Source organism: Bacillus sp. ISL-51 (genome assembly GCF_018613535.1).
Taxonomy (GTDB): domain Bacteria; phylum Bacillota; class Bacilli; order Bacillales; family Bacillaceae; genus Bacillus.
Map to the genome: position 1 here is coordinate 40,446 of NZ_JAGGQB010000001.1, position 14,635 is coordinate 55,080.

General features: G+C 48.9%; 7 protein-coding genes. All 7 read right to left on the minus strand.

The annotated features are described in order from the left end of the window. Window positions 1–3 precede the first annotated feature (3 nt). The gene (locus J7E26_RS00105) at window positions 4–1,338 is read right to left on the minus strand and encodes an acetyl-CoA carboxylase biotin carboxylase subunit (protein ID WP_214804092.1); all 1,335 of its coding nucleotides are present in this window, start codon (window positions 1,336–1,338) and stop codon (window positions 4–6) included. A 21-nt stretch (window positions 1,339–1,359) separates the two neighbouring features. Continuing rightward, window positions 1,360–3,000 (minus strand): AMP-binding protein, encoded by a 1,641-nt coding sequence (locus tag J7E26_RS00110; protein ID WP_214804091.1) that lies wholly within the window; start codon window positions 2,998–3,000, stop codon window positions 1,360–1,362. A 39-nt stretch (window positions 3,001–3,039) separates the two neighbouring features. Then, entirely contained in the window at window positions 3,040–4,182 is a 1,143-nt protein-coding gene (locus tag J7E26_RS00115; protein WP_214804090.1) for an acyl-CoA dehydrogenase family protein, read from the minus strand. A 135-nt stretch (window positions 4,183–4,317) separates the two neighbouring features. Next, window positions 4,318–5,859, minus strand: a complete 1,542-nt coding sequence (locus tag J7E26_RS00120; RefSeq protein ID WP_214804089.1) for a glycoside hydrolase family 10-like protein — start codon at window positions 5,857–5,859, stop codon at window positions 4,318–4,320. A gap of 120 nt (window positions 5,860–5,979) precedes the next feature. Next, on the minus strand, window positions 5,980–6,360 hold the full coding sequence (locus tag J7E26_RS00125; protein ID WP_214804088.1) for a DUF1360 domain-containing protein: 381 nt from the start codon (window positions 6,358–6,360) through the stop codon (window positions 5,980–5,982). 69 nt (window positions 6,361–6,429) lie between these two features. Beyond that, the gene (locus J7E26_RS00130; protein WP_214804087.1) at window positions 6,430–10,233 is read right to left on the minus strand and encodes a non-ribosomal peptide synthetase; all 3,804 of its coding nucleotides are present in this window, start codon (window positions 10,231–10,233) and stop codon (window positions 6,430–6,432) included. Window positions 10,234–10,251: 18 nt separating this feature from the next. Then, window positions 10,252–14,635 (minus strand): non-ribosomal peptide synthetase (locus J7E26_RS00135; RefSeq protein WP_214812855.1); only part of this gene is annotated, 4,384 nt, incomplete at its 5' end.

A 14,635-nucleotide genomic window follows, 5' to 3' on the forward strand; every position in this document is an offset into this window, starting at 1 on the left:
TCCTTATTTCGCTGATTCTAAAAAATCGGTCGTTGTTTCGCCCTTTTCAAAAGCTTCTGAATGGGCAATCTTCTCAAGCAGCGGAATATTGGTTTTGATTCCTTCTACATGATATTCGCGAAGAGCGGTTTTCAGTTGTTCAATCGCTCGTTTTCTCGTTTGCCCCGTGACAATCATCTTGGCGATCATCGGGTCGTAAAAAGGGGAAACGATACTCCCGTTTGCGACGGCACATTCATGTCTGACTTCCGGGTGGCGCAAGACGGAGAAGGACGAGATTGTGCCGGGTGACGGATAAAAGGTGACGGGGTCCTCTGCATAAATCCGCACTTCTATCGCATGCCCGCTGTGGGTGATGTCCTGTTGGGTGAAGGACAATGCTTTCCCTGCCGCGATTTTCAGCTGCTCTTCTACGAGATCAAATCCCGTAATTTCCTCTGTTACCGGGTGCTCGACTTGCAGTCTTGTATTCATCTCTAAGAAATAGATTTGCTTGTCTTGATCTACGAGAAATTCAATCGTGCCCGCATTGCGGTAGCCGATCGATTTGGCGGCTTTTACGGCGGTTTCGCCGAGCCTTTGCCGCAATTCGCCGTCGACAAAAGGAGAAGGCGCTTCTTCTATCACTTTTTGGTGGCGTCTTTGAACGGAGCAATCACGTTCAAACAAATGCACGGTGTTTCCGTAAGAGTCTGCGAGAATTTGAATTTCGATATGACGGGCATTTTCAATGACTTTTTCCATATACATCGAGCCGTCTCCGAAAAAGGACGCGGCACGCTTTTGATTTCCTTCAAAGGCTTTTACCAGCTCATCTTCTGTATGCACAAGCTGCATGCCGATTCCGCCTCCCCCCGCTGAAGCTTTCAGCATGACCGGAAAACCGATGGTGCGGGCTGCGGCCAAAGCCGATTGAACATCAGGCAAGGGTTCTGAGACGCCGGGCACAATCGGGACTTCCGCGTGTTCCATCGTTTTTCTGGCCTCTATTTTGCTGCCCATCTTTGCGATGATAGAGGCAGGCGGGCCGATGAACGTTATATTTTCTTTTTGGCATCGTTCGGCGAAACGGCTGTTTTCTGACAGCAGTCCGTAGCCGGGATGAATGGCGTCTGCCTTTGCTTCTTTTGCGGCCGCTATGATTCTATCGATATGTAAATAACTTTCATTTACTCTCGATTTTCCGATCAGGTAAGCTTCATCCGCAGCCTTTGTATGCAGGGCGCCTTCGTCGGCTTCTGAATATACAGAAACCGTGGGGATGCCGAGACGTTTGCAAGTGCGGATAATTCTTAAGGCGATTTCTCCTCTGTTGGCAATCAGGACTTTATTAAACAAATGTGAAGCCCTCCTTTATCGTTAACATAACCTGAGCTCTTCAATCGTTTTTTCTCTCAGCTTGAATTTCTGAATTTTTCCTGACGCTGTCATGGGATACTCATCAGTGAACAAAACATAACGGGGCACTTTATAGCGGGCTATTTTTTCTTTGCAGTATGTTTTGATGTCCTCTTCTGAAGCGGTTTGTCCCTTTTTCAGCCTGATCCATGCAGCAGCTTCTTCTCCGTATTTCGGATCAGGCACTCCGACGACTTGGACATCGGCTACTGCGGGGTGGCGGTACAGTAATTCTTCAATCTCCCGCGGATAAATATTTTCGCCGCCTCTGATCAGCATATCTTTTAATCGGCCTGTGATCCGGCAGTAGCCGGCTTCATCCATGACAGCCAAGTCACCGGTATGAAGCCAGCCGTCTGTGTCAATGGCTTCTTTTGTTGCTTCTTCGTTTTTGTAGTAGCCTTTCATGACATGGTATCCGCGGGTGCAAAGCTCTCCTTGTTCACCACGCGGCACTTCATCCGATGCTCCGGGACGCACGATTTTGATCTCGATATGCGGCAAAGCGCGCCCTGCCGTTTCCACTCTTCTTTTAAATGAATCATCGGTCCTTGTTTGCGTAATGACCGGTGATGCTTCCGTTTGCCCGTAGGCAATCGTAATATCTGTCATGCCGATTTTGCCGATCACTTCTTTCATGACCTCCGCCGGGCATGCAGACCCTGCCATAATTCCGGTTCTGATATGAGACAGATCATACTTAGAAAAACGGCTGTTTTGAAGCAGGGCGATAAACATCGTCGGAACGCCGTGGAGCGCCGTACAGGCTTCTTGCTCAGCCGTTTTCAGCACGGTTTCGGGAGAAAATTGTTCTACGGGTATCATCGCCGCGCCTGCTGAAACACATGCCAGCACGCCGAGCACGCAACCGAAGCAATGGAAAAACGGCACGGGGATACATAGACGGTCACCGGACGTAAGTTTCATACATTCTGCAATATTGGCTGCGTTATTTACGATATTAAAATGCGAGAGCATAACACCTTTCGGAAATCCGGTCGTGCCCGATGTATACTGCATGTGGATGCAATCATCCTTTTCCAGGCTGTCCATTCTCCCGTCAAGCTCTTCATCCGTCACGGCTTTAGCGTCCTCGAGCAGTAAATCCCATTGATACATTCCCGGCGGGCTTTTATCACCGATGAATAAAACCGTTTGTAAAAACGGATATCGTTTTGAGCGCAGCTGCCCGGGCTCGGAATGCTTCAGCTCAGGAATTAGTTTATTCACAATATCGGCATAAGATGTCTGCCGGTAGGACTCCATGATGATGAGAGCGGAAACATCTGAATGGGTAAGCAGATAATCCAGCTCAGCGGTCTGAAAGTTTGTATTAATCGTGACGAGGACGGCTCCGATTTTCGCCGTTGCAAATTGCGCGGCCAGCCATTCCGGTATATTGGCTGCCCATATGGCCACATGATCCCCTTTTTGAATCCCCAGCTTCATGAGGCCTTTTGCTGTTTGGCGGCATAACAGGTCAAACTCGGCATACGTATAACGAAGACCGCGATCGGGATAAACAACGGCGTCATGATCGGGCACCAGTTCGGCAGTCCGCTCTAATAGTCTGCCGGCTGTCAAATGGATGAGGTCAGCCATATGATCCGCCTCCTTTCCCTTTTGGTAAACGTTTTCATTTCACTTCAGCAGCTGTCTTGCGATTACCATTCTTTGAATTTCTGATGTTCCTTCGCCGATTTCCATCAGCTTTGCGTCGCGAAGCATGCGTTCTACTCCGTATTCTTTCATATAGCCTGATCCGCCGTGAATTTGAATGGCCTGAAGACACGTTCTGACGGCCATTTCTGATGCAAACAGCTTGGCATAGGCCGCTTCTTTTGTAAACGGGAGCTCCTGATCTTTCAGCCAGGCTGCTTTTAATACCATTTGTCTGGCGAGCTCAATTTCCATTGCCATGTCCGCAAGCTTAAACTGAATCGCTTGAAAAGATGAGATGGAGCTGCCGAACTGCCTGCGTTCCTTCGCGTAAGACAACGATGCCTCCAGTGCCCCTTGAGCGATGCCGACAGCAAGCGCCGCAATGGAAATCCGGCCGCCGTCTAATGTATAAAGGAATTGTTTAAAGCCCTTTGTAGGGTCGCCGAGCAGATAATCAGCGGGAACCCGGACATCTTCGAGCAAAAGTTCGGCTGTATCCGATCCTCTGACACCCATCTTGTCGTAAGGATTAGTGATTGTAAATCCCGGTGTGTCTGTCGGGACAATGAGGGCTGAGATGATATTTTTTCCGGCCTCGTTTTTACCGGTGACGGCTGTGACAATAACCGTGCGGGCGAAATTGGCGTTTGTGATCCAGCATTTCTCTCCGTTGATCACATATTCATCACCCTTCCGCTCTGCTTTTGTCTGCGTTCCGCCCGCATCTGACCCGGCATTTGGTTCTGTCAGCCCGAATGAGCCGAGTGCCTTTCCGGAAGCAAGCGGGATAAGGTGTTCTTGTTTTTGCTGTTCTGTTCCGAAGTAATATAAGGGGCTTGCGCCGAGTGACACGGCCGCCGCATAGCTTAATCCCGTACTACCGCAGGCTTTTCCGATTTCTTCAACGGCTAATGCATAAGAAACGGTGTCGCCGCCCGATCCGCCATATGCTTCCGGAAACGGAATTCCGAGCAGCCCAAGCTCACCCATTTTTTTAAATGTGTCAATCGGGAAGACGGCTGATTGATCAACCTCATGTGCTTTTGGAGCAATTTCTTTCTTGGCGAAATCTCTGACCATTTCGCGCACCATCTGCTGTTCTTTTGTCAGTTCAAAATTCATTGACCTTCCTCCTTCTGCTGCTTTCTACATTTTATTAATGGGGGTCTTTATTCATTCCATCCAAATGAAGTCTGAACATTCGGATTGATCAAATAAAAAAACTGACAGCGCGTGACTGTCAGTTTGAGAAAGGAGCTATTTTACGGATCGTTTTGCTGAGGGCTTGCTTTCATGATGCAGCCTGTCAACGGATGTCACGATATAGGTGCAGGTGTTCCCTGCCTGTGTATCAGTATCTGAAAATGTTTGCTTTCGTGAAGCGGTTTTTCTTACCGTATCCACCAAATAAGGCGGTTTCCCTTTTTCCGCCCGATAAATGGCGTAATATGCAGTCTTTTTGCCATTTGATTTGGAGTCTTCAATATAGATCGTATGTCCTGAGGCGCTTTTTGACACCCGTTTGATTGCCGGCTGCTTTAAGGCAGAATGACCGAGCCAGGGCATCTCGGGAATTAACGCGGGACGGCTGTAAAAATCGCTGATCAAGCGGCTTTTCACTTCGAGCGGATTGCGGTTTAGATCCTTTAAGCTGAAGTGCATGCTGCCTTTAACCAGCTCAGATTGACGGTTCAATCGGATCTGTCTTCCGTATTCTTCAGCATCTGACCAGGCTGGATCGGCATTGTTATTGATTTTATAAGATGCCTGCCCGATATATAAATGTACTTGGCGATTCTTCACTTCCCTGCTCCACCAATCAGCCAGGACGTCATATGCAGCTGCCTTAAATCCGATGCTCCAGTATATTTGCGGTGTAATATAATCGATATACCCCTTTTGAATCCATTCTCTTGTGTCCGCGTATAAATCATCGTAATTTCGGACACCTGCGGAAGTGTTGGAGCCTGTCGGGTCATCAGCCGCATTTCTCCATACGCCGAAAGGGCTGATCCCGAATTTAACATACGGCTTTTCTTTTTTTATGGTTTGGTTTATTTGCTTTACGAGCCGGTTGACGTTATCTCTCCGCCAGTCATCAATGCTGGCAAAATGCGCTTTTCCGTATTGCTCGTACGCGGCATGATCGGGAAATTCCTGTCCGGCGATTTTATAAGGATAAAAATAATCATCCATATGAACGGCGTCAATGTCATAACGGCTGACTGCTTCTTTGATCCCATCGACTATAAACTGTCTCACTTCGGGAAGTCCCGGATTATAATACAGCTGTTTGCCGTAGGCAGCGACCCAATCAGGGTGTGTTCGTGCCGGATGATCGGCTGAAAGCGCATCCAAATTTGTGTGATTCATTGTGATCCGGTAAGGATTAAACCAGGCGTGGAATTCCAGATTGCGTTTGTGGGTTTCTTCAACTAAAAAAGCGAGCGGATCATACCCGGGATTTTTCCCCTGTGTTCCTGTCAAGTATTCGGACCAAGGCCCGTAATCCGATGGGTAAAATGCGTCGGCCGTGGGCTTAATTTGGACAACGACGGCATTCATCCCCATCGCTTGCACGTCATCAAGCAGTTTCATAAATTCCTTTTTTTGCTCATCTGGAGACAGCCCTTTTTTAGAAGGCCAGTCGATATTGGTTACTGAGGCAATCCATACCGCCCTCATTTCCCTGTCTGGCTGAGTTTCTTTCAAGGATGCTGCGGATGCTGAAGCGCTGAAGATACCGGCTGTCAGTAAAACGGTGAAAAACCATATGATGCTCGGACGGCAGCCTTTCATTTTTCTCCCCCTCCCTGCTTTACGGTATTCTAAAGCGGGCGGGGCGGTGAATACAGGGGGCTTCTTTGCTCCTCTCAGCCTATAGAAAAAGAAAAAAGTCCTAAAGCAATAAAAACTGCTTTAGGACTTTTTATGTTTCATGGCGGCCAACACGTCTATCACTTTCGTTCCGACGCCGACAAACGTTTCAAGAATCGCCTGCGCACCGGCAATCGACAGAATGAAAATAACCGGATTTGCATAGCGGGGCCATATCAGATAGCAGATGCCGATCAATATGGCGCACCAGACGCCCGCACACCAATAGCATTGCAGCATGTAACCGAATGTAGAGGACGGTACGTGTTTTTGTCCGACATGCCCTGCTGCATCTATCGTTTTTTCTTGTTTTGTAAAGGGTTTGCGGATAAATTCTGTAATCTTATCAAAGACAATTAAATGGGTCAGGCGGTAGCTCGCAAGGATAATCATCAAATATGTGAGCCAAGATAGGTTAGTCATGACAAACCTCCAAAAACACTGGATTTTCCCTATCTTGCCCTCTGTCTCAGCGAACCATTCCGACGGATTTTACAGATGGCGCTCTAACCGTTTGCCGCTGCTTGCGACGATATGTTGTATCACCTTTGCATTTTGCTGGACAAAGGCCGCTTCAAACATATCCTTATGGGCACCTGCCCCTTGATATTCCTGATAGAGTCCTTTTGAGGCGCCCTCCCATTTTTGCCGCTGCATGTCACCGTGATGTTCCTCGATTCCGGCTTCAATAAAATGAATGTTTGCAGCAATTTGGCCGTCATTGATCAGCTTCGCCCAATACGTTTGATAGCTTGCCGTCTTTTTAATGACCGCTTCTCTGACCGGAGCCGGGACGTTATCGGCTGTTGTGCTGTTTGGCTGCGGCGGCAGTGCCTCAAGCTTTCTGTAGGCATCTGCGATAATGAGGTCACTGACCTCCAGTCCGCTTCTTTCCATCGCTTTTACAGCCTCAAACGCCGTATTTCCGCCTGCCGAATACCCTAAAAGGATATAAGGGCCTTTTGGCTGGATGTCAATGATTTTATCAATGTATTGCTCCATTCTGCTGTCTTCTTCAATAAAGTTAAAGCCGTACACAGTGGATTGGCCATTTAATGCTGATGCAAGTTCTTTGAAGAAAATACCAAATCCTGAGATAGGCGGAAAACAGAAAAGATTCGGTCCCGCCGGCTGATTCAATCTGCTGATATGCTGCTCGGCTGCTGTGCTCAGCTGCCGGGAATACAGCTTTTCTGCTAATTGTTCGATTGTCGGATTTTCGAATAATAATTCGATCGGGACATCCATCTGCTGGCTGTTCTTCAGCTGGTGGATGACTTGTAATGCTTTTAACGAATGGCCGCCAAGCTCGAAGAAGTCGTCTTGAATGCCGAGCTCCGCTATACCGAGTATCGGCTTCCAGATCTCTATCAGTTCCCGTTCAACCCAGTTTCGCGGCGGAATTATATTTCTTTCAGCTTGTTTACGTTCTGGCAAAGGAAGAGCGCGGCGGTCGACTTTGCCGTTTGCGGTAAGCGGCATACGGTCAAGCTTTATCCAGTAATTCGGAATCATATAATCCGGAAGCGACCTTGCCAATAATGAACGTATGGTTCTATCCTCCATTTGGATACCGGTATAATACGCGCAAAGGATTGCCTCTTCTCCTTCTTCTGAAAAAATAGCAACCGCAGCTTCTTGTATCCCTTCAATCTCGGTCAGCCGCGCTTCGATTTCTGCCGGTTCGATTCGTTTACCGCGAATCTTGAATTGCCGGTCAATCCGGCTGATATAGTCTATATTCCCATCAGGAAGCCAGCGTGCCAGATCGCCGGTTTTGTACATCTTTTCTTCCGGGTAAAACGGATGCTGCACAAATGCTTCTTTTGTTAATTCAGGTCTGTGTAAATACCCTTTGGCCACCCCGTCACCGCCGACGCAAAGCTCACCGGGGACGCCGATCGGCGCAAGCCGGCCGTTTTTATCGATGATAAAGGCGGTTGAATTGCTGATCGGTTTGCCGATCGGGATAGGCTGTGAGAAATCTTGTTTGATGTCAAAAAAGGTTGAAAATGTCGTATTTTCCGTCGGCCCGTATATGTTATAAAGGCTGAGATTCGGGCATCGCTGTCTGACCGTATTCATGAGTGCGGGTGACAGGGCCTCTCCGCCGACATATAAGGTGTGCAAACCGGAAAACATGTCGGGCTTTGTTTGAGCGAACTGATTAAAGAGAGCTGTTGTCAAAAACAGAACTGTAATGCGGTTTTCAAGCAAATAGCTGCCGAATCGGACCGGTGCAAGCATGGTCGAGCGGTCAATCACATGAAGGCACGCTCCGTTTAAAAGGGCCCCGAACATTTCAAAAGTGACGGCGTCAAAGCCGATTGAGCCGGTTAATATGAGCCTGTCCTTTGGGCCGGCTGATGTGTAATTGCTGTTTGACACAAGAGATACGACGTTCCGATGTGAAATCATCACTCCTTTTGGTTTGCCCGTTGAACCTGACGTATACATAATATAGGCCAGATCATCAGGAGCGGTATTGACATTCAGATCCCTGGCGGAAGCCGTTTGTGTCTCTTTGCCGTCTGGAATCAATACTTTTTGTGAAAAATCAATATTAGTCTTGATCCCTTTTTGCACCGCCAAAATCTGCGCGCCGCTTTCTTTCAGCATGTCACTGATCCGTTCGGGAGGAAGATCCGCGTCAAGCGGAAGATACGTCCCTCCCGCTTTTAAAACAGCGAGAACAGAGATAATAAATTCCGGTGAACGTTCGGCCAAAATTCCTGCGATTCCCTGTGGCGCCAAGCCGTTTTCCTGTAAAGTGCAGGCAAATGCAGTTGATTGTTCATTCAGCTCCCTGTATGTCATTGTCAGGCTGCCTGCCTGGAGCGCCTGGTGATCCGGTGTTTTTTCTGCTTGACTGCAAAATAGGTCAATGATGCTTTTGTCTTTTTCGTAGTTCGTTTTTGTATCATTAAACTCTCCGATAATCTTGGATCTCTCTTCCTGCCCGAGCATCGAAAGCCGGGCGGCCGGGATATCGGGATTGGAGGCGGCGCAGCGCAGCGCTTCTTGTAAATGCCCTTTTACACTTTCCATCCATAAATCATCATAAACGTTTGCATTGTAGCTGAATTTAATGATGAGTTCATCGCCGGGTGCAATCACGAGATTAAAATTGTAACCTGATTGTTCCGACACCTTTACATTTTCAATTCGGAACGGTGCATCCGTCATGTTTTCCGAGTCTTCCATCTGCTGCTGAAGCGGATAGTTTTCAAATACGATAATATGGTCGATTAAATCCTGTTTCAGCACAGTATGTGACTGGATATCAGCAAGCGGATGAAAGCTGAATGCCTCTGTATCCAGCATTTCTTTCTGGCAGCGGCAGAGCAGCTCCTTAAAGGTTTCTCCGCCTGTCTTTATCCTCACAGGTACGGTATTGATAAACAGTCCAATCATTTTTTCCACTCCCGGAATGACGGAAGGGCGTCCCGATACGACGGCGCCGAAGACGACATCGTCTGTCCGGTTATAACGCTGGAGCATCAAGCCCCATACCGTTTGCATGAGAGTGGCGAGAGTGGCGCCCTGCTCTTTTGCGGCGGTTTTCAGCTTGTCCGTCAGTTCTTGATCTAATGAAAACATCAGCTCTTTCTTCCGGTAGCCTTTTTCCGCCGGACGGGACGATATCTTCGGAAGCCCCGCGGGCGTACTGCAGCCCGCTAAATACCGCTTCCAATAATCCGAAGCCTCATCTTTATCCTGATCAGTCAGCCAGGAAATATAGGCGCTGTAAGGTTTAACGGGCGGTAATGACACAGGCCTGCCCGAATCAATCGCCTGGTAAATATGCATAAATTCCTGAAGCACGATGCCGAGGCACCAGCCGTCCATTAAGATATGGTGGTGGCTCCAGACGCACACATATTCCTCAGCTCCCGTTTTTAACAGAGAAACCCTCATGAGCATATCCTTTTGCAAATCGAAGCCTTTTAAACGGTCATGTTCTTTGAACTGGCTGATATAGCTGTTTTGCTCAGTTTCCGTCAAAGTTGAGATATCTTCATCATGCAAACGGAAGGTTCGCTCTTGTAACACGACTTGGCGGGGGCCCGCCAGCTGAGCGACATGGGGCAAAAAAACCGTTCTGAAAATTTCGTGGCGGCTGATGACCGACTGTATGCTTTGTTGGAACAAGTCCAGACGAAGCCGGCCTTTTATCGTGAAAACGGATTGTTCAATATATGCAGCCCCCTCCTCTTGCAGAAAGGAATGGAAAAGCATTCCTTCCTGCATGCGGCTGAGGGGATAAATGTTTTGGATGTTTTTCGTTTTGTCCATGTTTTCCTCCCGCTGGTTTTAGTGGAAACTAAGTAAGTCGGCAATGTCTTGTAATGCTTCCTCAGTCAGCTCGCGATCATCAAAGTCACTGACGGTTTTCTCCGTATCCGTTTTGCTGAGACAGTGATCAATCAGCTTCAAGAGAGAACTCCGGCAGTCTTCAGAAAGCCGTTCGATAGTTTCTTTCCGGAAGCGATCTGTTTGATATGACATGTTTACAGTCAGCCTGCCTTTAACCGATATAGCGCTGATATCAAGCGACTGCTCCCGCTTCCATGTGTCCGTCATATCACTTCCGCCTCCTAATGGAGAGAAAGTAAACGCGTCAGGCTGTTCTGTTTCTTCCGGATTCCCGCCGGCCGCGTCGAATTGGCCGAGATAGTTAAAGCTGATGTCAGGTGCTTTGCCGAACTTTATGCCGGCCTTTTCCGGTGTAGTCAAGTATTTGAGAACGCCGTATCCGATGCCTTTGTCGGGTATCCGTCTTAACGTATCTTTTACGGTTTTTAATGTGCGAATCTCATATTCTTCAAGGTTTTCATATCGTGTCTTAGATTCAAGACGGAACAGCGCCGGATAAATGGCGGTGAACCAGCCTACTGTCCGGCTGATGTCCGCGCTCTCTGCTTCTGATTGGCGGCCGTGGCCTTCCAGCGCCATTTTTAAAGCCTGATGCGGAGCCCATTGCTGGATGGCGAGCACGGCAGAAGCCAGAAGCATATCTTGGGTATCCGTATTATAGGCGCTGTGCACTTCTTTCAGCAGGGCGTTCGTTTCCCGTTCTGTTAAAGTGAAAGACACCGTATCCCGTTTTTTCATAGGAGACAAGCTCGTATCTGCCTGCTCACGCGGCAGGGCTTCTGCTTCATATTGTTCAATGTCCCGCCAATACTCTGATTGCTGGAGCAGACGCCTGCTTTCGGCGTATTGCGCCAATTGCTCCGTATAGGCTTGGAAAGACCCCGTTTTCGGCGGCAGTTTTATCTCATTTCCGTTTAGCGCCTGCTGATAACCGGTTGCCAAATCTTCTAATATGATCCGCCATGACATGCCGTCTACGGCCAGATGGTGTACGGAAAGAAACAGGTAATCTCCTCCCGCGGTGCGGAACAGCCCTGCTTGCACGAGCGGTCCGTTCTCCAAGTCCATTTCTCTTTGAAGCTTGCAGACTTGGCGTTTGATTAACCTTTCAATCTCTTGCTCTCCGCCGTTTTCTGTCAAATTCATTACTTTTAAGCTGTAAAGTGTCTCTTCTTCTATATCAGCCGGACGATTGTAGAGGCGAAGACCCTCCTGTTCGTCCTTCATACAGATCAGCCGCAAGGCATCGTGATGAACGGTAATGGCTTTTAACGTTTTCTTTAATGCTGCTTCATCTATCGGGTTTTTTCTGTGCAGCATCACCGACTGGTTAAAATGGTTCGGTTCTGTCATGTCTTGTGCAAGAAACCATTTTTGAACCGGGGACCACCGCACTCCCCCTTCGACAGGCGCTTGGCTGATCGGCTGTTGTTCTGTACGGACATAGTGTGCCAGTTCTTTAATTGTCGGGTGGCTGAAAACGTCTTTGACAGCCATTTGTTTTCCTGACTGATGTAAGCGGGCTGATACTTGCAAGGCCTTGATAGAATCTCCGCCCAGCTCAAAAAAGGATTCATCCGTTCCGATGTTTTCTGTTCCGAGCACTTCACTCCAAATGGCGGCCAATTCTTTTTCAATGTCGCTGACTGGCGCAGTGAATGACCGGGTCTGCTCTTTTTTCCGCGGCGCCGGAAGCGCGCGGCGGTCAAGCTTTCCGTTTGGCGTTAAAGGCAGGGCGTCGAGTGTTTCAAAAAACGCAGGAACCATGTAAGCCGGCACTTCATTTGCAAGCGCTCTTTGCACCGTGCCGCTGTCAGTGCCATCCTCGGCCGCAATATAAGCGCACAGTTCCTTTTGGCCCATCGAGGTAACATGAACTGTCACGGCTGCTTCTTTCACTCCTCTGATGTTTGTGAGGGACGCTTCGATTTCTTTCAGCTCCACACGGTGGCCTCTAATTTTGACTTGCTCGTCCATTCGGCCGATATATTGCAGTGTGCCGTCCGGCAGCCATTTGGCCAAATCACCTGTCCGATACATCCGCCGCTCTGGATGGAACGGGTCTTGAACGAAGGCCCGGGCCGTTTGTTGAGGAAGATTGTGATACCCTCTTGCAAGCCCGGTGCCTGTAATGCAAAGTTCTCCGGTTACGCCGATCGGCTGCAGGTGATTTCCGTTTAAAATATACACTTTTGTATGGTCAATCGGACGGCCGATCGTTACGTCTTCATCTTGTTTTAAGTGTCTTGCCGCGGTGGTGGCAACACTGTTTTCTGTCGGTCCGTACTCATTGGCAAGCTCAGTGTCCGGGCATATCGCTAAACTCCGGCTTATCAAATTGCGATCAGCCGCTTCTCCCGCCAATGTTACAATCCGCAGGAATTCGGCATCTCCCGGCTCGAGTACGTCAAGCAGCGTCCGATACAAAACAGGGACGATAATCATATGAGTGACGCGGTAAACGGCCAGATGCTTTTTAATCACAAGAATATCTTTCGCTTCTTCTTCAGTTGGAACGGCGACTTTCGCACCGGATATGAGCGGTGTGAACATACTTGTAACGAATCCGTCAAAGGAAAATGAGAAGAGCTGGAGCACCGTATCTTTCTCATTCAGATCATAAAAGCTGCTCCGCCATTGAAGCGTTTGACTGACTGCTTGATGCTCGACCATAACACCTTTCGGCTTGCCGGTCGTTCCCGACGTATAAATGATATAAGCCAAATGGTGCGGCGCTGAAACAGGCTGAAGCGCCGAGGCATTCTGTTCCTGAATCTTTTCCAGCGCAAGCACTTCACCTTTAAAACCGTCAGGCACTTTATGGATCGATTCATTTACAGTGATGAGCAATGCTGTCCCGCTATCTGACAAGATATATTGTTTGCGTTCCTCCGGATATTCAGGGTCAACCGGAACATAAGCCCCCCCGGCTTTCCAAATACCGAAGACTGCCGCAACTTGTCCCAGCGACCGGGGAATCAAAATGCCTACGGCGGTATCCGGTCCTATTTGCCGGCTTCGTAAGGCTCTTGCTATTTTGTTTGACCACTCATCTAATTCTTTGTATGTGAGCATGGCTTCCCCGCTGATGAGTGCTGGCGCATTCGGTGTTTTTCTTGCCTGTGAGACAAACAGTTCATGAACTGTTTTTTCTGCCCGCTGTTTATCAGTATTGCTGTTAAAGCCTGTCAAAAGCTGATCCTGTTCTTTAGAAGTCAGCATGCTGATCGTTTGTAAGGCAGTATCCGGATCACGCGCGATGTGCCGCAGCATCGTCATAAAGTGGGATGCCCAGCGTTCCATTGTTTCTTTTTTAAATAAAGCCGCTGCATATTCAAACAGAAAATGAATGCCGCCGTCTCCCTCGGAGGCCTGCAATGTCAGATCAAATTTGGAAACTGGCCGAGAAATATCAGCCGATTGAATATGCAATCCATCTAAAAGCAGTTCCTCATGCTCCATATTTTGAACGACTAGCATGGCGTCGAACAGCGGATTGCGGCTTGTGTCGCGAACGATGCCGAGCTGTTCAACGAGTTCTTCAAACGGGTAATCCTGGTGCTCGAAAGCGTCAAGCGCCGTTTTGCGCACTTCCTCTAAGTAGTCTGTGAACCGTTTGCCGCCTTTTGGCTGAGTCCTGATAGCGAGCGTGTTGACGAACATGCCGAGAACGGGCTCAAGGTCTTTATGCGGCCGGCCGGCAATCGGCGAGCCGACGATGATGTCTTCCTGTCCGCTCAGGCGCGCAAGCAGTGTATTGTAGGCGGCGAGAAGCACCATATACAGCGTGGAACCGTGATCCCGGGCGATGCGGTGGAGGCCCGCTGCCGTTTCCGCATCAAGCGTACAGGACACCTTGTCGCCCGCAAAGCTTCTGACTGCCGGACGGGCTTTGTCAGCCGGAAGCTCCAGCACAGGCAGCTCTCCGTCGAGCTGCTTCAGCCAGTAGGCCTCCTGCTTCTGATACGTCTCTCCTTGTTTAAACTCCCGCTGCCATACGGCATAGTCTTTATATTGAATACGCATCGGCGCAAGCGTCCGGCCTGCGTACAGCTCCCCGAATTCACGGATGAGCGTGTTGACAGACACGCCGTCGGAAATAATGTGATGCATGTCCGTCAATAAGAGATGGCGCTCATCTGTTTCTTTGACGAGAGCCGCCCGGAAAAGCGGCGCTTCATCAAGGCGGAATGGACGGACGAAGGCTTCCGCTGATGTTTCATCAGTCAGATTGAACGATACTTTGTCATGGATGCGCTGTACGGGTTCGCCGTCAGGGCCCGTTTCAAAGGAAGTTCTCAGAGACTCGTGGCGCTCGATC